Source organism: Bradyrhizobium nanningense (assembly GCF_004114535.1).
GTDB lineage: Bacteria > Pseudomonadota > Alphaproteobacteria > Rhizobiales > Xanthobacteraceae > Bradyrhizobium > Bradyrhizobium nanningense.
Map to the genome: position 1 here is coordinate 1 of NZ_LBJC01000066.1, position 25,080 is coordinate 25,080.

At 64.9% G+C, this 25,080-nt stretch carries 22 protein-coding genes and 2 pseudogenes; 15 read left to right on the forward strand and 9 right to left on the reverse strand.

What is annotated here, in order from left to right:
* Together XH84_RS32285 and XH84_RS32290 are read right to left on the reverse strand one after the other, a co-directional pair.
* Positions 1–403 (reverse strand): annotated as a pseudogene (locus tag XH84_RS32285) (hypothetical protein); the annotation flags it as partial.
* Positions 404–440: 37 nt separating this feature from the next.
* Positions 441–1,733: an adenylosuccinate synthase gene (locus XH84_RS32290; RefSeq protein WP_128917844.1), complete on the reverse strand. Its 1,293-nt coding sequence runs from the start codon at positions 1,731–1,733 to the stop codon at positions 441–443.
* 365 nt (positions 1,734–2,098) lie between these two features.
* On the opposite strand from XH84_RS32290, the gene XH84_RS32295 reads away from it, so the two are divergent.
* Positions 2,099–3,031 (forward strand): DMT family transporter, encoded by a 933-nt coding sequence (locus tag XH84_RS32295; protein ID WP_128917845.1) that lies wholly within the window; start codon positions 2,099–2,101, stop codon positions 3,029–3,031.
* A gap of 101 nt (positions 3,032–3,132) precedes the next feature.
* Here the strand turns inward: XH84_RS32295 and XH84_RS32300 are convergent, their stop codons facing one another.
* On the reverse strand, positions 3,133–3,534 hold the full coding sequence (locus XH84_RS32300) for a DUF1330 domain-containing protein (protein WP_164936044.1): 402 nt from the start codon (positions 3,532–3,534) through the stop codon (positions 3,133–3,135).
* A gap of 93 nt (positions 3,535–3,627) precedes the next feature.
* Between XH84_RS32300 and XH84_RS32305 the strand changes: the two genes are divergently transcribed.
* On the forward strand, positions 3,628–4,563 hold the full coding sequence (locus XH84_RS32305; protein WP_164936045.1) for a DMT family transporter: 936 nt from the start codon (positions 3,628–3,630) through the stop codon (positions 4,561–4,563).
* 98 nt (positions 4,564–4,661) lie between these two features.
* A complete protein-coding gene (locus XH84_RS32310) occupies positions 4,662–5,639 on the forward strand; it encodes a Bug family tripartite tricarboxylate transporter substrate binding protein (protein WP_128917847.1) in 978 nt (325 codons plus the stop codon).
* A gap of 157 nt (positions 5,640–5,796) precedes the next feature.
* Here XH84_RS32310 and XH84_RS32315 read toward each other — a convergent pair whose 3' ends face one another.
* Positions 5,797–7,482, reverse strand: coding sequence for a methyl-accepting chemotaxis protein (locus XH84_RS32315; protein WP_128917864.1), 1,686 nt, complete (start codon positions 7,480–7,482; stop codon positions 5,797–5,799).
* Positions 7,483–7,735: 253 nt separating this feature from the next.
* Between XH84_RS32315 and XH84_RS32320 the strand changes: the two genes are divergently transcribed.
* The 5 genes and pseudogenes from XH84_RS32320 (at position 7,736) to XH84_RS32340 (ending at position 13,628) form a co-directional block, all read left to right on the forward strand.
* Positions 7,736–8,779: a C-terminal binding protein gene (locus tag XH84_RS32320; RefSeq protein ID WP_164936046.1), complete on the forward strand. Its 1,044-nt coding sequence runs from the start codon at positions 7,736–7,738 to the stop codon at positions 8,777–8,779.
* Between the two features lie 85 nt (positions 8,780–8,864).
* Positions 8,865–10,208 (forward strand): ABC transporter substrate-binding protein, encoded by a 1,344-nt coding sequence (locus XH84_RS32325; protein ID WP_128917849.1) that lies wholly within the window; start codon positions 8,865–8,867, stop codon positions 10,206–10,208.
* Positions 10,209–10,349: 141 nt separating this feature from the next.
* On the forward strand, positions 10,350–11,306 hold the full coding sequence (locus tag XH84_RS32330) for a carbohydrate ABC transporter permease (RefSeq protein WP_128917850.1): 957 nt from the start codon (positions 10,350–10,352) through the stop codon (positions 11,304–11,306).
* Entirely contained in the window at positions 11,299–12,198 is a 900-nt protein-coding gene (locus XH84_RS32335; protein ID WP_128917851.1) for a carbohydrate ABC transporter permease, read from the forward strand. The genes XH84_RS32330 and XH84_RS32335 overlap by 8 nt, the downstream gene beginning before the upstream one ends.
* 85 nt (positions 12,199–12,283) lie before the next feature.
* Positions 12,284–13,628, forward strand: a pseudogene (locus tag XH84_RS32340) (esterase-like activity of phytase family protein).
* 192 nt (positions 13,629–13,820) lie between these two features.
* Here XH84_RS32340 and XH84_RS32345 read toward each other — a convergent pair.
* Together XH84_RS32345 and XH84_RS32350 are read right to left on the reverse strand one after the other, a co-directional pair.
* Complete coding sequence (locus XH84_RS32345) at positions 13,821–15,500, reverse strand: mucoidy inhibitor MuiA family protein (protein WP_128917852.1); 1,680 nt, start codon at positions 15,498–15,500, stop codon at positions 13,821–13,823.
* A 167-nt stretch (positions 15,501–15,667) separates the two neighbouring features.
* Positions 15,668–16,288 carry a response regulator transcription factor gene (locus tag XH84_RS32350; RefSeq protein ID WP_128917853.1) on the reverse strand — a complete coding sequence of 207 codons (621 nt, stop codon included), beginning with the start codon at positions 16,286–16,288 and terminating at the stop codon, positions 15,668–15,670.
* 203 nt (positions 16,289–16,491) lie between these two features.
* Between XH84_RS32350 and XH84_RS32355 the strand changes: the two genes are divergently transcribed.
* Entirely contained in the window at positions 16,492–17,529 is a 1,038-nt protein-coding gene (locus XH84_RS32355) for an AraC family transcriptional regulator (protein ID WP_128917854.1), read from the forward strand.
* A gap of 2 nt (positions 17,530–17,531) precedes the next feature.
* Here XH84_RS32355 and XH84_RS32360 read toward each other — a convergent pair whose 3' ends face one another.
* Entirely contained in the window at positions 17,532–18,743 is a 1,212-nt protein-coding gene (locus XH84_RS32360) for an NnrS family protein (protein WP_128917855.1), read from the reverse strand.
* Positions 18,744–18,873: 130 nt separating this feature from the next.
* Here XH84_RS32360 and XH84_RS32365 point away from each other — a divergent pair, with 130 nt between their 5' ends.
* The gene (locus XH84_RS32365; RefSeq protein WP_128917856.1) at positions 18,874–19,584 is read left to right on the forward strand and encodes a Crp/Fnr family transcriptional regulator; all 711 of its coding nucleotides are present in this window, start codon (positions 18,874–18,876) and stop codon (positions 19,582–19,584) included.
* Between the two features lie 100 nt (positions 19,585–19,684).
* On the opposite strand, the gene XH84_RS32370 is transcribed toward XH84_RS32365, so the two are convergent.
* Positions 19,685–19,882, reverse strand: coding sequence for a DUF1858 domain-containing protein (locus XH84_RS32370; protein ID WP_128917857.1), 198 nt, complete (start codon positions 19,880–19,882; stop codon positions 19,685–19,687).
* A gap of 48 nt (positions 19,883–19,930) precedes the next feature.
* On the opposite strand from XH84_RS32370, the gene XH84_RS40195 reads away from it, so the two are divergent.
* Positions 19,931–20,071: a hypothetical protein gene (locus tag XH84_RS40195; protein ID WP_164936047.1), complete on the forward strand. Its 141-nt coding sequence runs from the start codon at positions 19,931–19,933 to the stop codon at positions 20,069–20,071.
* A gap of 9 nt (positions 20,072–20,080) precedes the next feature.
* On the opposite strand, the gene hemN is transcribed toward XH84_RS40195, so the two are convergent.
* Entirely contained in the window at positions 20,081–21,433 is a 1,353-nt protein-coding gene (gene hemN, locus XH84_RS32375) for an oxygen-independent coproporphyrinogen III oxidase (protein ID WP_128917858.1), read from the reverse strand.
* 207 nt (positions 21,434–21,640) lie between these two features.
* On the opposite strand from hemN, the gene XH84_RS32380 reads away from it, so the two are divergent.
* From XH84_RS32380 to XH84_RS32395, 4 genes are all read left to right on the forward strand, one after another.
* A complete protein-coding gene (locus XH84_RS32380) occupies positions 21,641–21,841 on the forward strand; it encodes a hypothetical protein (protein WP_128917859.1) in 201 nt (66 codons plus the stop codon).
* Between the two features lie 25 nt (positions 21,842–21,866).
* Complete coding sequence (locus tag XH84_RS41700) at positions 21,867–22,742, forward strand: copper chaperone PCu(A)C domain-containing protein (RefSeq protein ID WP_128917860.1); 876 nt, start codon at positions 21,867–21,869, stop codon at positions 22,740–22,742.
* 122 nt (positions 22,743–22,864) lie between these two features.
* Positions 22,865–23,962, forward strand: a complete 1,098-nt coding sequence (gene nirK / locus XH84_RS32390; protein WP_164936048.1) for a copper-containing nitrite reductase — start codon at positions 22,865–22,867, stop codon at positions 23,960–23,962.
* Positions 23,963–24,014: 52 nt separating this feature from the next.
* A complete protein-coding gene (locus XH84_RS32395; RefSeq protein ID WP_128917862.1) occupies positions 24,015–24,893 on the forward strand; it encodes an SUMF1/EgtB/PvdO family nonheme iron enzyme in 879 nt (292 codons plus the stop codon).
* The last annotated feature ends 187 nt before the right edge of the window (positions 24,894–25,080 follow it).

Genomic DNA, 25,080 nt, shown 5'->3' on the forward strand with positions numbered 1-25,080 from the left:
CATCGCCCTGGTCGTCGACGTTGAAGGACGGACGGTCGGCCCGCGGCGGTGGCGGCGCCGGACGCGTCCGCGGCGGGGCCGCCGCCGTGGTGCCTTCGGCGGTTCTTGTGCTGGTGCTGGCGCGCCGAAAGGCATCCCCGCTGCCGCCGCTACGCGCGCCGCCACCGGGGCGCGAGGCCTCGCGGGCGCGCTGGGCCGCCTCCGATTCGACCTTGCGGACGGCCTCCTCGAGCGACAACCTTTCGCGGGTGATCTCGGATTCGGAGAGCGGCGGCTGCACGCTGCGCAGCTGCGCGATCAGGGCCGTACGCGCCCGCTCATAGAGCGCGCGACGGCTTTCGCCGGGAGCGTTGGGGTCCAGGGCGGCAATAGCGCGGGCGATCAGCGGATAGTAATCAGCCATTTCAACTCAACTATACGCGCGTCCTGGTAAGAGATCGTTAAGCCTCAAACGGGTTTTGCACCAGGATAGTATCCTCGCGTTCGGGGCTGGTGGAAAGCAGTGCGACCGGGCACCCCACCAATTCCTCGATCCGCCGGACATATTTGATGGCCTGGGCCGGCAGGTCGGCCCAGGACCGCGCGTTCGCGGTCGGCTCCTTCCAGCCCTCGATGGTCTCGTAGATCGGCTCGACCCGGGCCTGGGCGCCCTCGCCGGCCGGGAAATGATCGATCTCCTTGCCGTCGAGCCTGTAGCCGACGCAGACCTCGATCGTGTCGAAGCCGTCGAGGATGTCGAGCTTGGTCAACGCCAGCCCGGTGATGCCGCAGGTTCGCACGGTCTGGCGGACCAGCACGGCGTCGAACCAGCCGCAGCGGCGCTTGCGCCCGGTATTGACGCCGAACTCGCGGCCACGACGACCGATCTCCTCGCCGATCTCGTTCAACAGCTCGGTCGGGAACGGCCCCTGGCCGACCCGGGTCGTATAGGCCTTGCAGATGCCGAGCACGTAGCCGACCGCGTTCGGGCCGAGGCCTGTTCCGGTCGCGGCCTGCGCCGCCACCGTGTTGGACGAGGTGACGTAAGGATAGGTGCCGTGGTCGACGTCGAGCAGCGCGCCCTGCGCGCCTTCGAACAAAATGCGTTTGCCGGCGCGCCGCTCCTGGTCGAGCAGCCGCCACACGGTTTCGGCATAGGGCAGCAGCTGCGGCGCCAGTGCGCTCAGCTCCTTCAGGATGTCCTTGCCGTCGAACTCCGGCAGGTTGAGGCCGCGGCGGAGCGCATTGTGGTGGGCCAGCAGCCGGTCGATCTTGTGCGGGAGCGTGTCGAGGTCGGCGAGGTCCATCAGGCGGATGGCGCGGCGGCCGACCTTGTCCTCATAGGCCGGCCCGATGCCGCGGCGGGTGGTGCCGATCGCGGTCGCCGAGTTGGAGGACTCGCGCAGAGCGTCGAGCTCGCGATGCAGCGGCAGGATCAGGGTGACATTCTCCGCGACTCGCAGGTTCTCCGGGCCGACCGCCACGCCTTGTCCACGCAGCTTGGCGACCTCGTCGAGGAAGGCCTGCGCGTCGAACACGACGCCGTTGCCGATCACCGCCAGTTTCGACGGGCGCAGCACGCCCGAAGGCAGCAGCGCGAGCTTGTAGGTCTCGCCATTGATGACCAGCGTATGGCCGGCGTTATGGCCGCCCTGGAAGCGCGCGACGATGTCCGCCTGCTCCGACAACCAGTCGACGATCTTGCCCTTCCCTTCGTCGCCCCACTGGGCGCCGACGACGACAACATTGGCCATTCGCGGGTAATCCTTCGAAGATTTTAGATGCGCCAGCCAAGCTGACGGCCGGGAGCCGTTCGCACGCAAGGCAGCCAACCGGATAAAGGAAGCAGCCGCTCTAGGCAAGCAAGAACGAGGCTTTTTCGGGGCTCAAGAGACACTTTAAGCCTTTGATATCCCCGGAAAATCCAGAAACCTTCCAGGGCGCCTCAGCAACCTTCGACCAAAGCGTGAGACCGATTTGACCCGCTGCATGGTCGCGATGCGTCCGCCCCCGTTGATGCAGCCCCGATTTCCGTGTCTTTGGGTATCGCCGGGCGATCAGCCGGCCCGGATCCCGCCGGGCCGGAAGCCTCGGTGCACGCGGGGCCATACCAATCCCAATGTCCGCCACCGGCCAGACCACGAGCGCGGAAACTTCCGGCCACAGCTGGATCGCCAACCAGCCTTACCTGCTGCTCAGCATCACCGCGCTGTGCTGGGCCGGCAACGCCATCGTCGGGCGGCTCGCCGCCGGCCACATCCCGCCAGTCACGCTATCGTTCCTGCGCTGGTTCTTCGCTTTCCTGCTGGTGCTGCCGTTCGCCTGGAAACATCTTGTCCCGGACTGGCCGGCGATCCGCGGCAAGCTCGGCCTGATGGTCACGCTCTCGATCACCGGCATCGGGGCCTTCAACACGCTGCAATATTGGGCGTTGGAGCACACCCAGGCCCTCAACACGCTGCTGCTGCAATCTGCAGCCCCGCTGGTCGTGGCACTGTGGTCGCTGGCCATCCTCGGCATCCGCCTCACCGCGGCGCAGGCGTTCGGCGTGCTGCTGTCGATGTGCGGCGTGCTCACGATCCTGCTGCACGGCGATTTCACCACGCTGTCCAACATCGAGTTCAACAAGGGCGACCTCATCTTCATCGTCGCGCTCGTCATCTTCGCGCTGTATTCGGTGCTGACCCTGAAGCGGCCGCCGATGCACGGCCTGTCGTTCCTCGCCTTCACGTTCGGGGTCGGCGCCGCCTGCCTCATTCCGCTGGAGATCTGGGAATTGTCCGCGCGGCCCGTGATGAAGCTCGACGGGCCGAACCTGTTGACGCTGTTCTACGTCGCGGTATTCCCCTCGACGCTCGCTTATCTCTGCTTCAATCGCGGCGTGCGCCTGATCGGCGCAAACCGCGCCGCGCCGTTCTTCCACGTCGTGCCGGTGTTCGGCTCGATCATGGCGATGGCCTTCCTCGGCGAACACCCGCAGGCATTCCATTTCATCGGCTTTGCGCTGGTGCTGTCGGGCGTGTTCGTGGCGTCGCGGAAGCAGGCGGGGTAACTTCCTACGTAGGGTGGGCAAAGCGAAGCGTGCCCACCATGCCAGCCGGAAAAGATGGTGGGCACGGCGCGCGAAGAGCGCGCCTTTGCCCACCTACAGATCTACTTCGTCCTGAACTTGCTGTAGGCCTCGCTCGTCGCGATGATGACGTGCTCGGCGCAGCCGTTGACACGATGCGGGTCGGCCTGCGTTTCGTAGGCCTCCGACGTCATCATGTCCAAAAAAGCGGAGACGCTGGGATAGGAGACCAGCGCGACGAAATCCCAGTCGTTGCCCGCGTGCGGGCCGAGCGCGACAACCTTGGCTTCGCCGGTCCAGAGCAAAGTGCCGCCGCGCGCCTTGATCATCGGCACCGTGATGGCGCTGTAGCGCAAATAGGCGTCCCAGCCGGAGCCGTCGCCGTCGCGCGAGCGCGCGTGGAAACGCATCAGGTTCAGCATCACCACCGGCGCCTGCGGATCGAGCCGCTCCAGGCCCTCGATGTTCAACATATTAACCGCCAATGGCACCTCCTCAGGGTTTGCCTGCATTGTAGCATTGCGGCGGCGTGACTTGTGCCCCGACGCCAATCCGGCACAAGCTCCCGTCTGACACCAATGACGATTGCTTCGCCCGCGCCAAAGGCCGCCAATCCGGCCAGTTGGCTCAACAACCAGCCTTATCTGCTGCTCAGCCTGAGCTCGCTGTTCTGGGCGGGCAACATCGTGCTCGCGCGCCATGTCGGCGCGCATGTGCCGCCGCTGACGGTGACCACGATCCGCTGGTTCGGCGTTTTCCTGATCCTGCTGCCGTTCGCCTGGCCCCATCTGAAGCGGGACTGGCCTGCCTTGCGCAAGAGCCTGCCCTTGATGCTGTTCCTGTCGCTGGTGGGCTTTGCCTTCAACAACGCGATCTCGTACTGGGCGATGCAATATACGGAAGCGCTGAACGCACTGCTGATCCAGTCGGCAGGTCCCCTGTTCGTGGCGCTGTGGTCGCTGGTGCTGTTCGGCGTGCGGCTGACGGGTGCGCAATTCTCCGGCATCGCAATTTCGCTCGTTGGCGTCCTGATCATCATCCTGCGCGGCGATCTCGCCGCGCTGGCCGGCATCAGCTTCAACAGGGGCGACATCATGTTCGCCTCCTCGCTGGTGGCGTTCGGGATCTACTCCGCCTTCATCCCGCGCCGGCCAAAGATCCATCAGCTCTCATTCCTGTCCTTCACCACCTGCTGCGGGGCGACGATGCTGCTGCCGACCGCGATCTGGGAGGCGGCAAGCGGCCGCGTCCTGCAGTTCGACGCGATGACGCTGGCGACGCTGGGCTACATCCTGATCTTTCCGTCGACGCTGGCCTACCTGTTCTTCAACCGCGGCGTGGCGCTGATCGGGCCGAACCGGGCCGCGCCGTTCTTCCACCTGGTGCCGGTGTTCGGCTCGGCGATGGCGATCCTGCTGCTCGGCGAAAAGCTCCAGCCGTTCCACCTGATCGGCTACGCGCTGGTGCTCGCCGGCGTCGTGATCGCCTCGCGCCAGGGTTCGGCCGTGAAGTAATTCCGCGTGACGGACGCACTCACGACCTACAGCCGCCTTTCGAATCCAATTCGGACAAGTTAGGTTCCCCGCCAACGAAAAAGAGGGAACGACCAAACATGATTTCAGCGTTGATTCGAAACCTGCGAACCGCCGGCGCGGCCGCACTGTGTCTTGCCGCCGCATCCACGGCTCAGGCCGACATTTATCCCAGCCGCAACATCACGCTGGTCTTGCCGTTCGCGGCCGGCAGCGGCACGGACACCACGACACGGCTGATCTCGCAGCATCTGTCGCAGGCGCTCGGCGTCGGCATCATCATCGAGAACAAGGCGGGTGCCAACGGCATGCTCGCCGCAACCTATGTCGCGAAGGCCGCCCCCGACGGCTACACGCTGCTGGTGACCACCAACACCACGCATTCCGCCAATCCCTATCTGCTCAAGAGCCTCACTTACGATCCGGTCAAGGATTTCACGCCGATCGCGCGCACGGGCGATTTGCCCTTCATGCTGGTCGTCAATCCGGAGGTGCCGGCCAAGACCGTCGCCGAGCTCGTCGCCTATGGCAAGGCTAATCCCGGCAAGCTGAGCTATGCTTCGGGATCGTCCTCGGCGATCGTCTCGGGCGCGACCTTTGCGCACAATGCCGGGCTCGACCTGTTGCACGTGCCCTACAAGAGCTCGCCGCCGGCGCTGAACGACGTCATGGGCGGCCGCGTCTCGATGATGTTCGTCGACATCCTGACCGGCCTTCCGCACGTCCAGGGCAACGCGCTGCGCGCGCTCGCCGTCACCACCAAGGAGCGCTCGCCGCTGGTGCCGAACCTGCCCTCGATGCAGGAGGCCGGCGTGCCGGACTTCGACATCTCCTCCTGGCAGGGCTATTTCGGCCCGGCCGGCTTGCCCAAGGAGATTGTGACGCGGCTCAACGCCGAAATCAGGAAGATCGTCGAGAAGCCGGAGATCAAGGCCCAGCTCGCCACGCTCGGCATGGACGCGTTTTCCGGCACACCGGAAGAGCTCGGCACGTTCGTGAACGAACAGCTCGTGCTGTGGGAGAAGCTGATCACCAACGCGAAGATCGAGAAGCAGTAGGGCGGTCTCGGGAACTGCGTTCTCCGCCTTCTCCGTCATGGCCGGGCTCGTCCCGGCCATCCACGTCTATCCACGCATATGATGCTTAAGAACGTGGATGCCCGGGACAAGCTCGGGCATGACGACTGGATGAATGGCGACGCCTTCGTGGAACGTCTTACGCCGCGCGCACCTTGGCGAGGAAGCCGTCCACCGCGCTGCGCAGCGCGCCGGACTGGGTGTCCAGCTCGCGGGCATTGGTCAGCACGTCTCCTGCCGCCGTGCCGGTCGCTTCCGCGGCCGAGGTGACGCTGCCGATATGGGCGTTGATCTCGCTCGAGCCGGCCGCGACCGACTGGATGTTGCGCGCGATCTCGCGGGTGGCCTCGCCCTGCTGCTCGATCGAGGCGGAAATGCCCGCGGTGATCTCGCTCATCTCCGCGATCGTCTGCGTGATGCCGCCGATCGCCGCCACTGCATCGCTGGTCGAGGTCTGCATCGCCGCAACCTGGGCCGAGATTTCCTCGGTGGCCTTGGCGGTCTGGTTGGCGAGCGCCTTGACCTCGGAGGCGACCACGGCGAAGCCGCGGCCGGACTCGCCGGCGCGTGCCGCCTCGATGGTGGCGTTGAGCGCGAGCAGGTTGGTCTGCGCCGCGATCGAGTGAATGAGCTTGACCACTTCGCCGATCTTCTCGGCGCCGGTGGAGAGCTCCTGCACCGTGGCGTTGGTGCGCTCGGCGTCGCTGACAGCGCGACTCGCAACTTCGGTCGAGCGTGTCACTTGGCGCGAGATCTCAGCAACCGAGCTCGACAGCTCTTCGGCGGCGGCCGCAACGGTGCCGACATTGCCGGAAGCCTTTTGCGAGGCCGCGCCGACCGTCGCCGCACGGGACGAGGCGTCGCTGGCGGTTGCAGTCATCGACTGCGCCGTCGACTGCATGCCGGCCGCGGCAGAGGAGACCGAGCGGACGATGCCGTTGACGCTGCGCTCGAAGTCGTTGGCGATCCCTTCCATCGCGCTACGGCGTTCCGCCGCGGCGCGCTCCTTCGCATCGGCTTCGGTCTTCTCGAGGTCGCGGATGCGGACCGCATTGTCCTTGAAGATCTGGACGGTGGCTGCCATCGCGCCGATCTCGTCGCCACGGCCGACACCGGGGATGTCGCCCTCGAGCCTGCCGTCGGCGAGCTCCCTCATCCGGGTGCCGAGCAGCGCCAGCGGGCGGCTGATGCCGCGGCCGATCAGCCAGGCGACGCTGCCGGCGACGATGAAGATGCCGAGCATGGCAAGGCCAAGCAGCCAATAGACGGGTCCCATCTTGGCGTCGATGTCGTCGAGATAGGCGCCGGTGCCGAGATACATATCGAAGCCGGGGACCGCCACCGCGTAGCCGATCTTGCGGATCGGCTTCTCCTGACCGGGCTTCATATATTCATAATGCAGCAGGATCGACCCGTTCGCCTTGACGCCGTCCATCAACTCGACGGACAGCCTGCGGCCGTTGGTCACGACATCCATGCGGTTGGCGCCGATCTGCTTGGGATCGGGCGCGAGCTGCGTGATGCCGTCATAGGACGTGCCGAACAGATAGCCCGCACCGTTGTCGTAGGTCATCGCATTTCCGTAGCGGCGAAGCTCGGCCATCGCCGCGTCCTTCGTCAGCTCGCCGGCATCGATGCGCTTCTTCAGTGCGGCCGCATAGTTGCGCGCCAGCTCGACGATTGCCTTGGCCTGGTCGATGCGCGCGTTCACCATCTCGCGCTTCATCAAATAGCCGGCGAGGACGCCGGAGATGCAAAGGCCGAACAAGGTGACGCCGACAAGGATGCCGAGCTTCGGGGCGATCTTCAGATTGCTCAACTTCACCATGGGCTCCTCGGATGGTGCGGACGCACCGCAGACCTCTTTGATTTGAATCAACCTTTAGTGGGACAGCCCTTAGCAAGTTACTTACGTGCATCCGTAGAAGCCCGGACGCAGCCGCGAAAAGCGGCAATTAATCTCCAAGCCAACAACCGGGAATTGTACGCCATCACCCCGATTTCGCGTAAAAGACGCAAAGGCCCGCCCGCGGTGGCGGGTCACAACAAGAACCGACAAACAAATCGGGAGCGAGAAAATGCCGAAATACAGGGTGGTGACGCCGAAGGGCGCGAGCTTCACGGTCGCGGGCAGCGATTATTCCTATGAGCGCGAGGCGCTCGATCCGATCGATGCAGAGATCGTCGAAGCGCCCGCCGACGAGGCCGGGTTCATCGCCGCCGCGAAGAATGCCGACGCCATCTATGCCAAGGGCATTCCCATTACCAAGTCGATCATCGACACCCTGGACAATTGCAAGGTCATCACGCTCGGCTCGGTCGGCGTCGACAGCGTCGACGTCAAGGCCGCCACGGCCCGTGGAATCCCGGTGACCAACATCCCCGATACCTTCATCGAGGAAGTCGCCGACCACGCCATGATGCTGCTGCTCGCCGGCTTCCGCCGCCTGGTCGAGCAGGACCGCATGGTGCGCGACGGCCGCTGGGCCGAGGGCCGGCCAGCGCTGCTCAAGGTTCCCAGGCTGATGGGCCAGACGCTCGGCTTCATCTCGTTCGGCCGCGTGGCGCGTGCGGTTGCCAAGCGCGCAGCGCCCTTCGGTCTGCGTATGATGGCCTACGATCCCTTCATCCAGGAAACGCTGATGTACGACCACGGCGTGATTCCGGCGACGCTCAACGAGGTGCTGTCGCAATCCGACTTCGTCTCGATGCATGCTCCGGCAAGGCCCGAGGTGCATCACATGCTGACCGAGAAGCACTTCCGGCAGATGAAGAAGGGCTCGATCTTCATCAACACCGGGCGGGGCGCCACCGTCGATGAGGAGAGCCTGATCAAGGCACTGCAGGAGGGCTGGATCGCACACGCCGCGCTCGACGTGCTGGAGAAGGAGCCGCCCTCGCACAACAATCCCCTGCTCGGCATGGAGAACGTGACCCTGACCGCCCATGTCGCCTCGGCCTCGGCACGGTTTGACGAAGCGCGCAAGCGCCGGGTCGGCTACGAATTGTCACTGGTGCTGCAGGGCATGTGGCCGGTAAGCTGCGTCAATCCGTCGGTGCTGCAGAACACCGCGCTCCGTCGCTGGCAACCGGTCAGCATGGATCGCGGGCCTAACAGCTAAGCGGCCGGCGCAAAGGCGCCAACGACCGAAACGACCCTTCACCGGCGATCAACGCCGGGAAGGGGACATATATGGGGAGGTACTGATGAGGAACGACATCACCCGTCGTGATGCCTTGGCGCTGGGCCTATCCGCTGCAACGTTTGCCGCCACCGGTGCTGCAGCGCAAACATCCAATATCAAAGCTGCCGATGTTCCGGCACCCAAGCGCGAGATCGAGAAGGGCGCGTCCTTGCGCATGCTTCGGCCGGTGCGTTTCGTCCAGGCCGACGAGGATGTGTTCCGCGCCAATGCGACGAAGTTCACCAAGGAGACCGGGGTCGAGGTCAAGGTCGACTTCGTCGGCTGGGAGGACATCAACCAGCAGACCGCGGTGACCGCCAATTCCGGCGCCGGGCCCGACATCATCATCGGCTTCTCCGATGCACCGCACATTTATATCGATAAGCTGATCGAGCTGACCGACGTCGCCGACTATGTCGGCAAGCGCTATGGCGGCTGGCTGCCGCTGGCGCAGCGCTACGGCAAGAAGAACAAGAGCGACGCCTGGATCGGATTGCCGTTCGGCGCCACCGCAGGGCCGCTGATCTACCGCAAGTCGATCCTGCAATCGGTCGGCTTCGACAAGGTGCCGGAAGACCACGCCGGAATCCTCGACCTCTGCCAGAAGCTGCACAAGGCCGGCAAGCCGGCCGGCTTCGCGCTCGGCAACGCCAAAGGCGACGGCAACGGCTTTGCCAGCTGGGCGCTGTGGTCGCACAACGCGGCGCTGCTCGATGAAGAAGGCAACCTCACCATCAACAGCAAGGAAACGATCGCAGCGCTGAACTGGGTCAAGCAGCTCTACCCGACCTTCATCGCCGGCACGACCTCGTGGAACGACGTCAGCAACAATCGCGCCTATGCCGCGCAGGAGATCGCGCTGACCGCCAACGGCGTCTCGCTGTATTTCTCGCTGAAGAACGATCCGGCGACCAAGGCGATCGCCGACGACAGCGAGCATCAATTGCTGCCGAAGGGCGTGGCCAAGATCTCTCCGATGGCGGGCCTGACGCTGAACGCCATGGTGTTCAAGCACAGCCAGTACCCCAACGCGGCAAAGGCCTTCCTGCAATACATGCTGGAAAAGGACCAGTACGAGCCGTGGCTCAATGCCAATTCCGGCTATTGGTCGCAGCCGCTCGCCGCCTATGCCGAAGCAGCCGTTTGGAAAGGCGACCCCAAGGTCTCGATCTTCAAGGACACGATGAACAGCACATACTATGACGGTTACAAGGGCCCGATCTCCACGGCGACCGGTGCCGTCAGCGCCGATTATGTGCTGATTCAGATGTTCTCCGCAGTTGCGACCGGTGCGGCCACGCCAGAGGCCGCCGCCGCGGAAGCCGAGCAGCGCTGCAAGCGGTACTTCCGGCGGCAAGGCCGGTAAGGCATCGACAAAGCGGTTCGTCATTGCGAGGAGCACTTTGCGACGAAGCAATCCAGGCTATCACCTCGGAGACAGACTGGATTGCTTCGCTTCGCTCGCAATGGCGGGCGTGGTGACAGTCTAGAACAGGACGCCGAACCGATGTCCGTGACCACTCTCTCCTCTCCCGCACTCGCGCAGCGGCAACCGAACTGGCTGATGCGCTTGTTCGACTACAAGCCGTTCCTGGTCGTGATGTGCCTCGCACCCGCGCTCGGGCTGCTCGCGGTGTTCCTGACCTATCCGCTCGGTCTCGGCATCTGGCTCGCCTTCACCGACACAACGATCGGCCGGCGTGGCATCTATGTCGGGCTCGAAAACTTCCAGTATCTGCTCACCGATCCCCTGTGGTGGAACGCGGTGTTCTACAGCGTGGTCTATACGGCAATCGCGACGTTCGGGAAGTTCGCACTCGGCTTCTGGCTCGCGCTGCTGCTCAACAACCATTTCCCGTTCAAAAGCCTCTTGCGTGCGATCATCCTCTTGCCCTGGATCGTTCCGACCGTGCTCTCCGCGCTCGCGTTCTGGTGGATCTACGACCCGCAGTTCTCGATCATCTCCTACCTGCTTGTCGACGTGCTGCACTGGCGGTCGAGCAATATCGACTTCCTCGGCTCGCCCTGGCCGGCGCGCTTCTCGCTGATCGCCGCCAACATCTGGCGCGGCATCCCCTTCGTCGCGATCTCGCTGCTCGCGGGCTTGCAGACCATCTCGCCCTCGCTTTACGAAGCCGCGATGCTCGACGGCGCCAGCGCCTGGCAGCGCTTCCGCTACATCACCTTCCCGATGATGATGCCGATCCTTGCGATCGTCATGACCTTCTCGATCATCTTCACCTTCACCGACTTCCAGCTGGTCTACGCCATCACCCGCGGCGGTCCCGGCAATTCGACCCACCTGTTGGCAACGCTGGCCTTCCAGCGCGGCATCGCCGGCGGCGAGCTCGGCGAGGGCGCGGCGATCGCGGTGTCGATGATCCCGTTCCTGGTGTTCGCGACGCTGTTTTCTTATTTCGGCCTGGCGCGCCGCAAATGGCAGCAGGGAGAGGCCAATGACTGACACCGTCGCGCAACCGGGCGTCGCCGACGCCAAAGCCGCGCCCGACACGATGGCCTGGGATTCCAGGCTGCGGCGGCTGATGATGATTTATCTGCCGCTCGGCTGCTTCGTGCTGATCCTGCTGTTTCCGTTCTACTGGATGGCGATCACGTCGTTCAAGCCGAACGCGGAGCTGATGAACTACCGGGAGCACAACCCGTTCTGGATCTCCTCGCCGACGCTCGTCCACATCAAGCATCTGCTGTTCGATACCTCCTATCCGCGCTGGCTGAAGACGACGATGCTGGTCGCGATCGGCTCGACCACGCTATCCCTAGTCGCGTCGACGCTCGCCGCCTACGCCATCGAGCGCCTGCGTTTCCGCGGCAGCCCCTATGTCGGCCTCGGCATCTATCTCGCCTATCTGGTGCCGCCGTCGATCCTGTTCATCCCGCTCGCCACCGTCGTGGTGCAGTTCGGCCTGTTCGACTCGCCGCTTGCGCTGATCCTGGTCTATCCGACCTTCCTGGTGCCGTTCTGCACCTGGCTGCTGATCGGCTATTTCAAGTCGATTCCCTACGAGCTCGAGGAATGTGCGCTGGTCGACGGCGCGACAAGACTTCAGATCCTGCGACGGATCACGCTGCCGCTCGCAGTGCCCGGGCTGATCTCGGCCGGCATCTTCTCCTTCACGCTGTCCTGGAACGAGTTCATCTACGCGCTCGCCTTCATCCAGAGCGGCGCCAACAAGACGGTACCGGTCGCGATCCTGACCGAGCTCGTCACCGGCGACGTCTACCAATGGGGCGCGCTGATGGCGGGATCGCTGCTCGGATCGCTCCCGGTTGCGATCTTCTACTCGCTGTTCGTCGATTATTACGTGTCTTCGCTGACCGGGGCGGTGAAGGAATAGCCGGCCGCTGCGGCATTTGGCCTGGCTTCACAATACTGCAACACGCGATCCGCATAAGGCGTGCGTCCGCCAACAGGAGACGCACATGCGCGCGACTTTTCTTTCCACCGTCGCAACGATCATTCTCGCCACAAGCTCAGCGCTCGCGCAGAGCGAAGGTGAATTCCCGGCCAAGCTCGCCGGCCACGTGGTGATGCCGGCCGAGTCATTCATCGATGCTCCGGCCGATGCCCCAGCCGATCTCGAGACGTCAGGGAAATACACCACGGGCAAGCGCGTCGACGCGCTCGGCACGGTAATGGGCAAATCCTATGAACGTCCGACCGGCGTGTCGCTGCCGTTCAAGGGCCAGCCGCTGCAGGGCCATTCCGGCATCAAGGCCATGCCCGACGGCACGTTCTGGGTCGTCACCGACAACGGCATGGGCGCGCGCGCGAACTCGCCGGACTCGATGCTGTATCTCAACCGCTACAAGATGGACTGGGCGAGCGGCAAGATCGAGCGGCTGGAGACCGTCTTCCTGCACGACCCAGACAAGAAGGTGCCGTTCCGCATCGTGCACGAGGGCACGCAGAAGCGCTATCTCACCGGCTCCGACTTCGACACCGAGGGTTTCCAGATCATCGGCGATACCTTCTGGATCGGCGACGAGTTCGGCCCCTACATCCTGAAGGCCGACAAGACCGGAAAAATCCGAGACGGTTGCCGACGGCAAGCCGGTACGTTCGCCGGACAACTGGGCGGTGGCAACGCCGAGCGCGCCAGGCGCGACCTACACCAACGTCAATCTCCGCCGCTCCAAAGGCTATGAGGGCTTTGCGTCCTCCAAGGACGGCAAATTCCTCTATGGCCTGCTCGAGGGACCGTTGTGGGACTCCGAGAAGAAGGACTGGGAGAAGGTCGACGGCAAGGAAGCCTCCCGCATCCTCGAGTTCGACGTTGCCGCGGAAAAATTCACCGGCCGCTATTGGCAATATGTATTCGAGCAGAACGGCAACGCCATCGGCGACTTCAACATGATCGATCAGGCCTCCGGTCTCGTCATCGAGCGCGACAACGGCGAAGGCACCGCCGACAAGGCCTGCCCGCAAGGCCAACGCGGCGAGAACTGCTTCCCTGATCTCGCCAAGTTCAAGCGCATCTACAAGATCGAGCTCACCGACGCCAATGTCGGCAAGCCCGTGCGCAAGATCGGCTATATCGACCTCATGAAGATCAGGGATCCCGACAAGAAGGCGCGGAAGCCGCTCAATGACGGCGTCTACACCTTCCCGTTCTTCACCATCGAGAACGTCGATCGCGTCGACGACAGCCACATCATCGTCGGCAACGACAACAATCTGCCGTTCTCTTCGAGCCGCGATCCCAACAAGGCCGACGACGACGAGTTCGTGCTGCTCGAAGTCGCGGATTTCCTGAAGGCGAAGTAAGCTCTTTCCTCTCCCTCTCCCAGTACTTACGGGGTCGCGACGAGCTTCGCTCGCGCTGAGAGGGCTGGGGTGAGGGGCTGCGTCCGCGACGACGGGGGAGAGACGGACTCGCGGAGAGTCCCCCTCACCCGGATCGCATCTTCGATGCGATCCGATCTCTCCCTACGGGAGAGGTGAAGAGAGCCACACCGCCTACCCCGCCGGGACGATCACCATGCTCTTGTCCTTCGGCCAGCGGACGCGCCAGGCGAAGTTGATGTCGCGGGCCTCGCCGGGCCTGGCGTCGAACGACCATTCCAGCACGCCGCGCTTGTCGCGGATGTTGCTCGCGGTCGGCGGCGTGGTCGAAGGCAGCATCTCGACGACGATGTCCTCGCTCTCGCTAACCGGCAGCTGGTCCTCGATCGCGACGCGAATCGGGAAATCATGCCCGTTGCGGATCGTGGTCTTGAACGCACGCTCGTCGGTCTTCGACGTCGTGACCAGCAGGCCTGCCGAGCCTTCGTTGCGCTTCAGCACGGCGCGCTCGATCTTGATCTTGTCGTCGGCGCCGAAGCCGAGCCGCACGATGTCGTCCTTGGCAGAGGCCGAGATCTTGCCGCGACCGACAAAGACGCCGTCGCGGTAGATCGCGACCTTGCCCGGCAGCAGGGTCGTGTCGTCGGTCTGCTTGAAGCTGGCTTCGAGGAAAGCGGTCGGGTCCAGCACCGGCGCCGCGCGCACCGCGAGATCGGCGGGCACGGCCATGGCTGCGATACGCATGCTCTTGGCTCCCTCCTGCGCGCCGAGGCTGACGCGGCCGGGGATCTTGAACGTGGCCTGGAAGCCGCCGATCTCGGCAACGGCCTGCTGCTCGTCCGCGCGTTCGCGCGGCTCGGCCGCCTCCGCGATCTTGGCCATCGCCGGCGATTGTGCCTGACGCGTCATGGGTGCAGGCCGCGCCAGATCAGAGGCCGCGCCGAGGGCCAGCGGCTTGAGCGGCTGCGGATATTGCGCCAGCAGCGAGTTCAGCTCCGGGGCACTGCCGCCGCGACCAATGCGCACCGTGGAGACGCCGAGCGCGACGTTCGACCAGTCCTCGCCGGTCGACTGCGTGATCTCGGCACGACGCACGAGCTCGAGCTGCGGCTTGCGGTCCTTCGCGCCGGTGTCGAGTCGGGCGTCGTAGAGCGGCACCCAGCGCGCATTGCGCACGGCGTAGGTCACCCGCAGCGTCGCCTTGGTCGCGGCGGCCGAGGCGACGTCGATCCGCACTTCCAGCTTGCTCGGCGGCTTGGCCGCGCGCTCAGCCTCGAGCTGTGCAATCTGGCGGTCGATCTCGCGCTGCTTTCGCGTGGCGTCGCGGATCGCAGTATCGGCGGTCGCGATCTCCTCGGCGACCGCGGCAAAGGCCGCGCGCCATTCGGTGATCGGCCGCGCCTCGCCCTTGTCGCCGAGACCTGCGGGCGAGGCTTCGGCAAAGTGCTGCGCGAATTTGCGCCGGGCGTTGGCCGAGTCGATCGCACCTTGGAGGTCGGCCCGCTGATCTCTCAGCGCTTCGATGCGCTTGTCGAGCTCGGGCAGGTTGACGGGCGGCGCGGCCTTCGGCGGCCGCGCATCGATCGTGCCGATGGTGAGCTTGGCGCCCGCCTCGCCTTCGACGCGGAGGGAGGACGGATCGAGCGAGAGCGGAAAATCCTTGGCGACCAGCGTCGAGTCGCCCGAGGCGAGGTCGAACGCGATGATGCGGGTGACGGTGGCGCCGTCGGGATAGACGGTAACGGTGTCGATCGCCGAATTGGCGTCCAATTCGGCGGCCCATGACGGCACCGCGAGAGCCGTGGTCACCAGGATCAGGCTCGTGGTTGCCAGACATTTTGCGGTGATGCGCATGAAATCCTCCCTGCCGATATCGACGCGTCACCAGCCGGACGCGCGAAAGATGCCTCGCCATCGTGATGAGACGCGGCAGGGAAGGAACTGGTTCGATTGGGGCTTCCTTGGGGCGCCGCTACGGCGGCATCAAGGCCGCGGAACGTATGGCCACCCCGCGGCAGGTCCTACGCTTCTGTCGGCGAGCCCTGGCCGAAGATGCGCCGGAGCAGATCGGTCACGTTCTTGGCGCCGGCCTTTTTCAGGATGCTGGCCCGGTAGCCCTCGACCGTCCGCGCGCTCAGATGCATCCGCCGGGCGATCTCCTTGTTGGTGAGGCCGGCGGCGAGATGCTCGAGCACGTTGCCTTCACGCTCGGTCAGGGCTTCGCAGCCGGGCAGCCAGCGCTGCCGGCTTGAGCCGGGCTGCGCGAACTCATCGATCGCGGCATCGATCCGTCCGACGATGTCGTGGGTGCGGAACGGCTTTTCGATGAAGTCGGCCGCGCCGCTCTTGATGGCGTCGACTGCCATGGAAATGCTGCCGTTCGCCGAGGTCACCAGCACCGGCGCCATGCAGTTTTCCTCGCGCAGCCGCCTGAGCACGTCGAGCCCGGAGCGATCGGGCGGCAGCTCCATCAGTACGCAGGCCGGCATCCGCGCCTTTGCCTCCGACAACAACCAGGCACCGTCGGCGAAGCAGATCACGTCATAGGCGCTCTGTTGGAGCGCGGTGGAAAGTTGTTCGAGGGAGGTGGCGTCAGTTTCAATGACGAATACCTCACCCTTGGAAAGCATGTTTCCCGGCATAATCCCGATCCAGCAATGTCTTGGTCAAATGATCCGTGACGGCCGGGGCCTCATCGCCCTGTCGCGCCGTCGTCAGCACGGCATTCGCGCCAGTGCTTCGGTTTCCCCTATGTATGGTCCGGCCGGTTCCTGGATTTGACGGATCGAGACAGAAACTTTACATTTCGGGACATCTGCGGGAATGGCTGGCAGGAACGGTTCGCATGACCGACCTCGTTCGCAGCGCAGGCTTGAGCTATTACCCGGACGTCGCCCGGTCGGTGGGGCTCGATCCCAAACAGATGATGCGCAAGGCCAGGCTGCCGCTGGTCTGTCTCGACAAGCCCGATACTCCCATTGCCGTCGCCGGCCTGCGCCGTCTGCTCGAATTGTCGGCAGCGGCGTCCGGCGCCGAGGATTTCGGCTTGCGTCTCGCCGAGCGCGGCGGCCTGACCAATTTCGGCGCGGTCGGCCTGATCGTGCGCGAGCAGGCGACCGTGGGCGAAGCGATCGAAGCGTTCTCGCGCTTCATCCATATCCATCATGACGGCATGCGGCTGGACGTCACGCGCAGCAAGCAGACCGTGACCATCACGCTGCACCTGCGCGGCCGGCGGCCGACCGCGCCGCGCCAGGCGATCGACATGGCGCTTGGCAGCATCGACCGCATCATCCAGTCGCTGTTCGGCCATGACTGGCGGCCGCAGGAGGTGCATCTGCATTATCCGCCGCCGAAGGACCGCAAGCGCTACCGCGAATTTTACGGCTGCCGCGTGACTTTCAACGCCGAGGACGATGCGATCCTGCTGTCGGCGCACGACATGGAGCGCCGGATCCCGAGCGCGCATCCTCTGATCGCGGCTTATCTGCGCAAGCGGATCGAGGCAATCGAGAGCCGGCCGGCAAGTTGGGAAGGAAAGGTCGACGAGGTCGTGCGGACCCTGCTCGCTACCGGCGACTGCACCGTCGAGCGCGTCGCCGAGCATCTTGCCTGCACCCGCCGCACCATCCACCGCCATCTCGCCACATCAGGCACCAGCTTCTCGGCCATCCTGGATGCGCAACGCGCCGATCTCGTGATCCAGTTGATCGACGATCCTGGCCGGCCGCTGGCTGATATCGCGGTGCAGCTGGGCTTCTCCGCGCAGAGCGCCATGGCGCGCTGGTTCCGGGGCCGCTTCGGCTGCACCATCACCGACTGGCGCAAGGGCGTACGGCCGCCGGCACCGCCGGCCGATGCCCCTTCGGCGACCGCTGCTTGAGTTCAGCGCGCCGGAGCGGGCACGCCCATGATGGCGAGGGCACGCCGCCGGCTGCCGGCGAGCAGCGGGCCGAACGCGACGGCAAATCCGAGGAACGCGACCAGCCAGCCGCAGGCGGCGATGTGCAGCAACACATCGCTATGCGCGGGAAATACCACGGCAGCCACCCGGGCCAGAGCCGCGATGATGACCGCGGAATAGATCGCCTGGATCGCCGGCGAAGCCGTCAACGCCTGTCCGGTATGGCCGAGGCTCGCGCGGGTCATGACCGCGAGCGTCATGGTTCCCGCCGCACCGGTCATCCAGGCGTGGATGCCGGCACTCGGCGGCAGCGCGCCGAGGACCGCCAGAGCGTGCAGGATGAAGCCGAACGGCACGAAGACGTAACCGACATGCAGGATCACGAGCAGCCGTTCGCGGAAGGTGCGGTCGCCGGCCCAGCGCGCAAGCCGCACCAGATGCAACCCGCCGACAAGAGCCATCAGGACACCGGTGACGGCATTGAGCGGCGCCACGACCCAGGCGATGAGCGCGAGCGCGCTGCATCCGATCACCGCGCCGTCAAAGCGTCCGAACGGCACCGGCAGACGGCCGGGATTGAACTTGACCAGCCAGTTGCGGGTGAAGCTCGGAATGATGCGGCCGCCGATCAGCGAGATCAGCAGCATCACCACACTGATGCCGACACGGATGCTGACATCGGCCGCGCCGTGATAATGCGCCTCGAGATGAAATGCGACGTTGCCGGCGAGCAGAACGAACACCAGCCCCACCACCGGCAGGTTACGCCAGTTGCCGCCTGCGATGATCTCGCGCGCCGCGGCGGCGACGACCAGCGCCAGGAAGGCGGCATCGACGGCCAGCGCGAACGCCCAGCCGGTGTCGGCGGACAACGTCACCGCGGCACGCCCGGCAAGCCAGACCATCACCAGGGCCCCCAGCGAGGTGCCCTGGATCGGCAACCGGCCGGTCCAGTTCGGAATGGCCGTGAACAGGAACCCGGTGATCACCGCCGGCAGGAAGCCATAGAGCATCTCGTGGATGTGCCAGTCCCGCGGCGCGAATGCGGAACTCACCGACAATTCGCCATAGAACATCGGCAGCCAGGCCAGGATCGACAACCCCGCCTGGATCGCGGCAAGCAGGAAAAAGGGCCGAAAACTGTTCGCAAACAGCGGCCAGCCCTCATAGTTGCGGGATCGGGCGCCAGCCATGGGGTCAACTCCAATAGATTTCAGTCCGTTGTCTGGAAAAATACTGCCACCCGGCCGTCCCGTTTTGCGCTATCGCAAACTATCGGACGATTGCAGGTGCCATCACACTCCCCAGTGCCAAGGAGGCAGAATGGCCAAGGTCGACACATCGCTGGTTGCGCATTTGCCGCTGTTTGCCGGGGTCACGCCGGAAGCTCTGGACGAGATCCTGCGTGAGGCCCGTTCGGCGCGATATCCCAAGAACAGCGCCATCTTCGAGCAGGGCGCGGACGCACAGTCCTTTTTCCTGCTGCTGCATGGCCACGTCCGCGCGGCCAAGACCACGCCGACCGGCGAGCAGATTGTGGTGCGCTACGTCACGCCCGGCGAAACGTTCGGGCTCGCCATGGCGATCGGAGCCGCGCGGTACCCGGCGACCGCGATCGCGGTCGACGACAGCGTGGTGCTGATCTGGCCGACCTCAGCCTGGCCGCGGCTGGTCGAGCGATTTCCCTCGCTTGCCGCCAACACGCTCCAGGCCGTCGGCACGCGCCTGCAGGAGAGCCACACCCGCATCCTGGAAATGTCGACCCAGCAGGTCGAGCAGCGCGTCGCGCATGCGCTGCTGCGCCTCGCCAAACAATCCGGCAAGAAGCTCGACCACGGCATCGAGATCGACTTCCCGATCAGCCGTCAGGACATCGCGCAGATGACCGGCACCACGCTGCACACCGTCAGCCGCATCCTGAGCGGCTGGGAGAGCCAAGGCCTCGTCGAGAGCGGCCGCCAGCGCATCATCCTGCGCGACCCGCACGGGATCGTCGTGTTGGCGGAGCGGAGCGCCGACAGCGGAGCAGTGTGACCACCGCGTCAGGACGTCTCCGTTCAAGCTAGGGGGTGGGGCGCTTTCGCTTACGGCGAAAGCCGTCCCTCACCCGTGCGCCCGCGAATTCCAGACCGTTTCACGCCGGCACGCAATCAAGCAGCGCGGCGAGGAATTTTTCGCGGTCGATGCCATGCTCGCGGCAGGCATCATCCACCGTGTGGAAGGTTGCGATCGGGCAACCGACACAAGCCATTCTGAAGGCCAGAAACACGCGGATCGTGTGCGGCGCCGTGCGCATGATGTCATCGACCAGATCGTCGGATCCAAAAGGCATGGACAACTCCGTTCCGATACGACGATAACGGAGGAGAGCGGAGTTTCTTTGTGGAAGCGCAAGCTGGTGCTGCTTCTTTCCGCCGTCATTCCGGGGCGCGACGACGTCGCGAAGCCGGCATCCATCGAGCAGCAAACCAAGGCGTGGAATGGATTCCGGGCTCGCGCCAAGAGGCGCGCCCCGGAATGACGGAGAGGGTTACACCGCCCGGCTGTGCAGTTGCTTTGCCGGATTGAGATGCGCGTCGAACGCAGCGGCGACGCTGCGGACCAGGAAGCGCGAGTCTTTTGCGACTGCGAGGCGATTGCCCTCCAGCCGCACGACGCCGTCGGAGATCAGCGGCTTCAAACGCGCCGCCGAGCTCAACATCGCTCCGGCCTCGGCGCCATGGCGCGCGCAGATGTCGCCGAGGTCGGCGCCGAACTCGCACATGATACGTTCGATGATGTCGGCGCGCAGCCGGTCGTCGTCGGTGAGCCCATAGCCCCTTGCGGTGGCGGGACGGCCGGCGGCGATGCTCTGCGCATAGGCACCGATCTGCACCTCGTTCTGGACGTAACCCTGCGGCAAATGGCCAATCGCGCTCGCGCCGAAGCCGAGCAAGACCTCACCCTTGTCGGTGGTGTAGCCCTGAAAGTTGCGCCGCAGCGTCCGCTCCTCGAAGGCCACCGCCATGGAATCGTCGGGCCGCGCGAAATGATCGAGCCCGATCTGCACGTAACCGGCCTCCTTCAGCGCATTGGCGATCGCGCAGGCCTGGTCGTGGCGGGCGAGGCCGTCAGGCAGCACGGCCTCGTTGATCATGCGCTGGTGCTTCTTGAACTCGGGCACATGGGCGTAGCCGAACACGGAGAAGCGGTCGGGCGCGAGGGTAAGGCTGCGCCGAACCGTATCCAGACACGATGCGACAGTCTGGTGCGGCAACCCGTAAATCAGGTCGAAATTGATTCCCGCGATGCCGGCGCGCCTGAGCATGTCGACCACGGAAGCCGTCTGTTCGAAGCTCTGCACGCGATTGATCGCCCGCTGCACGACGGGATCGAAGCTCTGCACGCCAAGGCTCGCGCGGTTGACGCCGGAGAGCCGCATCGCCTCGACCATGTCGGCGGTCAATGTGCGGGGATCGATCTCGACTGCGATCTCGGCCGAGGGCAGCACGAAGAACTTCTGGCGCATCGTCGCCATCAATTCGGCGAAAGCCTCCGGCGCCATGATCGTCGGCGTGCCGCCGCCGAAATGGATGTGCTCCACCTTGATGCGGCGGCCGATGGTTTCGGCGATCTGCGCGATCTCGCTGCGCAGCGTCCGCTGATAGCCGGCGATGAGCTCGTCACGGCGGACGATCTGGGTGTGACAGCCGCAATACCAGCACATCTCGCGGCAGAACGGGACGTGGAGGTAGAGGGACGCGCTGGCGCCCGCCGGCAGCTCCGCCAACCACCGGGCGTAGGTCTCCGGGCCGATCGCCGTCGAGAAATGGGGTGCGGTCGGGTAGCTCGTGTAGCGGGGCAATCGCTCTTCGCCGTAGCTTGCCGCGAGATCAGCTCTCATGTCTTACCCATTCGTAAATTTCGGCCGTGTGCAGACATCACGGCAAATCACGGAATGCACTCCACTAGCCCGGATCCGGGAGGGCGACCTTGCGCTCGCGCAAAGTCGGCCCTGAAGGGGGCGCCAGAGATTGCGCTCGCGCAAAGCGCTGCGGCCGGTTCCAGGCCATGATTATCGCAATTGGCACGGCATCCGGAGCGTTTGCCCATGAGGCTTCTCGCACTCGAACTGATTTTCTCCTTGCTCGACGTCCGCGGCCATATCCCGCGGTTCGACGACTTCCGGCCGGCCCCGGTCGCACCGGCTCCGGCCGGCGCCTCGCGCGCTCTGGCCGCCGTCATCGCTGTCCTTGCCGTGCTGTCGCTGGCGATCTGGGCAACGGTCTGGCTTGCCAAGCACCTATTCTAGTCGCCTCTTCTGAAGGGCCCCGATCATGATCTCATCCAAGCGCGCGTTCACCGGCGCGGTCGTCCTGACATGCCTTGCCGGGTCGCCCACCTTCGCCGCCGACAGGACCAGCGGCGATCTCGTCATTACCAAGGCCTGGAGCCGGGCAACGCCCGGCGGAGCCAGGGTCGCGGGCGGCTATCTGACGATCGAGAACAGAGGCCACGCGACGGAGCGGCTGCAAGCTGCATCGGCCGCCCACGCGCTTCGAACCGAAATCCACGAGATGACCGTCACCGGCGGTGTCATGACCATGCGCCCGCTCGACAAGGGACTCGTCATCGCACCCGGACAAATCGTTACGCTTGCGCCCGGCGGCGGCCACCTGATGTTCATCGGCCTCGATGTGCCGCTCCTTGCCGGCGACCAGATGCCGGTGACGCTGTCGTTCGAGCGCGCCGGCGAGGTGAACGTGACGCTGGACGTGCAGGCCATCGGCGCGCAGGCTCCGGCAAAAGCGGAGAGCACGACGGTGGCGAAGCCTGCGCATCGCGCGGAGCAGACCGCGACGGTCTCACCTGCGGCGACATCCGAAGCGGACGAGAGCTTCTTTACACATCTTCATGCTGAAAGGGCCATGGCCAACGTCACGGTTTCGCCCGGGCGTGCCGGCCCGGTCGAGATCGCAATCCAGCTCGAAGACGCGAACGAGCTGCCCTTGAGTGCCGATGCGGTTGCGGTCACGCTCGGCAATCCCGAGCATGGCGTGGCGCCGATCACCGCAAACGCCGAGCGCGTCGGCAACGATCAGTGGCGAGTCCGAATGTCGGCGCCGCTGTCCGGTCGCTGGTCGCTCGGCCTCGACATCCGCATCACGCCATCGGACGCGGTTAACGTCGTGTCACCAATCCTGCTCCGCTGAGACACCTAAGTACTGTTGCGGAGCCGAATCCGGCAAAACCTTGTTGCAGCGCAAACACTCTTGCCCAGAACGGGGCACACTGCATCCGTCATCAAAACCTTTCCAGATGAAGGATGCTTACGATGTTCACCCGCAGAGCCGCATTGATCAGCGCTGCAGCGACCGCTCTGATGCTGGCGACCCCCGCTTTGGCTGCCGATGATCTCAAATTGCCGCGCCAGAAGGTCGAGCTGGTCGCTCCGCCGTTCGTGCATGCGCACGAGCAGGCGACCAAGCAGGGCCCCAAGATCATCGAGTTCAAGCTCACGATCGAGGAGAAGAAGGTCGTCATCGACGAGAAGGGCACCACCTTCCAGGCAATGACCTTCAACGGCTCGATGCCTGGTCCGCTGATGGTCGTGCATGAGGGCGACTACGTGGAGACGACGCTGGTCAACCCCGCGACCAACACCATGCCGCACAACATCGACTTCCATGCCGCGACCGGCGCGCTCGGTGGCGGCGCTCTGACGCTGATCAATCCCGGCGAGCAGGTCGTGCTGCGCTGGAAGGCAACCAAGACCGGCGTGTTCGTCTATCACTGCGCCCCGGGCGGCCCGATGATCCCATGGCACGTCGTCTCCGGCATGAACGGTGCCGTGATGGTGCTGCCGCGCGACGGACTGAACGACGGCAAGGGCCACGCGCTGAAGTACGACAAGATCTACTATATCGGCGAGCAGGACATGTACGTGCCGCGTGACGAGAAGGGCAACTTCAAGTCCTACGACTCGCCGGGTGAAGCCTTCACCGACACCGAAGAGGTGATGAAGAAGCTGACGCCCACCCACGTCGTGTTTAACGGCAAGGTCGGCGCGCTCACCGGCAAGAACGCACTGACCGCCAATGTCGGCGAGAACGTGCTGATCGTGCATTCGCAGGCCAATCGCGACAGCCGCCCGCATCTGATCGGCGGCCATGGCGACTATGTCTGGGAGACCGGCAAGTTCGGCAATGCACCTGAGGTCGGGCTCGAGACCTGGTTCATCCGCGGCGGCTCGGCGGGAGCTGCGCTGTACAAGTTCCAGCAGCCCGGCATCTACGCCTACGTCACGCACAATCTGATCGAGGCCGCAGACCTCGGTGCCACCGCGCACTTCAAGGTCGAAGGCAAGTGGAACGACGATCTGATGACCCAGGTGAAGGCACCTGCCGAAATACCGGCTGCCAAGACCAACTAAACGCGACAAGGGGCCGGTCATGACCGGCCCCTTCTTCCTTCGAGGAATGACCATGCTGATTGCATTCAAGCTCAAACTGGCACTCGCCTGCGCCGCTGGGCTCGCAGGGCCGATCGCGATGGCGCCGCTGGTCTCAACCATGGCGGTCCGCGGCACGGCAGCGGAGCCTGCGATCGTCAGGGTCGCGCCGGGCAGCCTGTCCTATCGCGAGGCCGGCGATTTCACGCGCGGCGGGCAGCAGGCGGAAGCGCCGCTGCGCGCGATGCGCGTCGACCGGCCGCTGCACATCATGCGAAATCAGGTCTCGTCATCCGACTATCAGCTTTGCGTGCAGGACGGCGCCTGCCGCGCGCTCGATCGCGACGTGGCGGTCGCCCCCGATCGCCCTGCGGTGCAGGTGAACTGGCACGACGCGGAGGCCTATGCGGGCTGGCTGTCGCGCAAGACGGGCCACCATTACCGCCTGCCGAGCGACGCGGAATGGGCCTTTGCCGCCGGCTCCAGATTCAAGGACGATGGTGTGGCGGTCGATGCGAACGATCCTTCAAAGCGCTGGATCAGCCGCTATGAGCGCGAATCCGAACGCGACCTCTCCGACACCACGGCCTATCCGTTCGGCAAGTTCGGCCCGAACGAACACGGCGTCGAAGATCTCGCCGGCAATGTCTGGGAGTGGACGTCGACCTGCTTCGTGCGCTCGCGCGTCGACGCTTCAGGCAATGCCGGCCGCCCGACCGTGAACTGCGGCGTGCGTGTCGCCGAGGGCGCGCACCGCGCCTATGTCACCGATTTCATCCGCGACGCCCGCGCCGGCGGCTGCGCCCAGGGCGTGCCGCCCGCCAATCTCGGCTTCCGCCTGGTGCACGAGGAGACGTCCTGGGTCGCGAGCGCGTCCGCGCGCTGGAGCAAGGTGTGGGCGGCGAGGTCGTAACTAGCCCCGAAATATTTGGAAGAACGATAACGGAGCCTCATGCTCCGTCATTGCGAGCGTAGCGAAGCATCCAGAATCTTTCCACGGAGACAGCCTGGACCTCCCCTAAATCGGTGGACACCTATAGCTTAGGCAGCGAGAGGTGTCAGATGGCAAAACGGCAACGTCGGTCCTATTCGGACGAGTA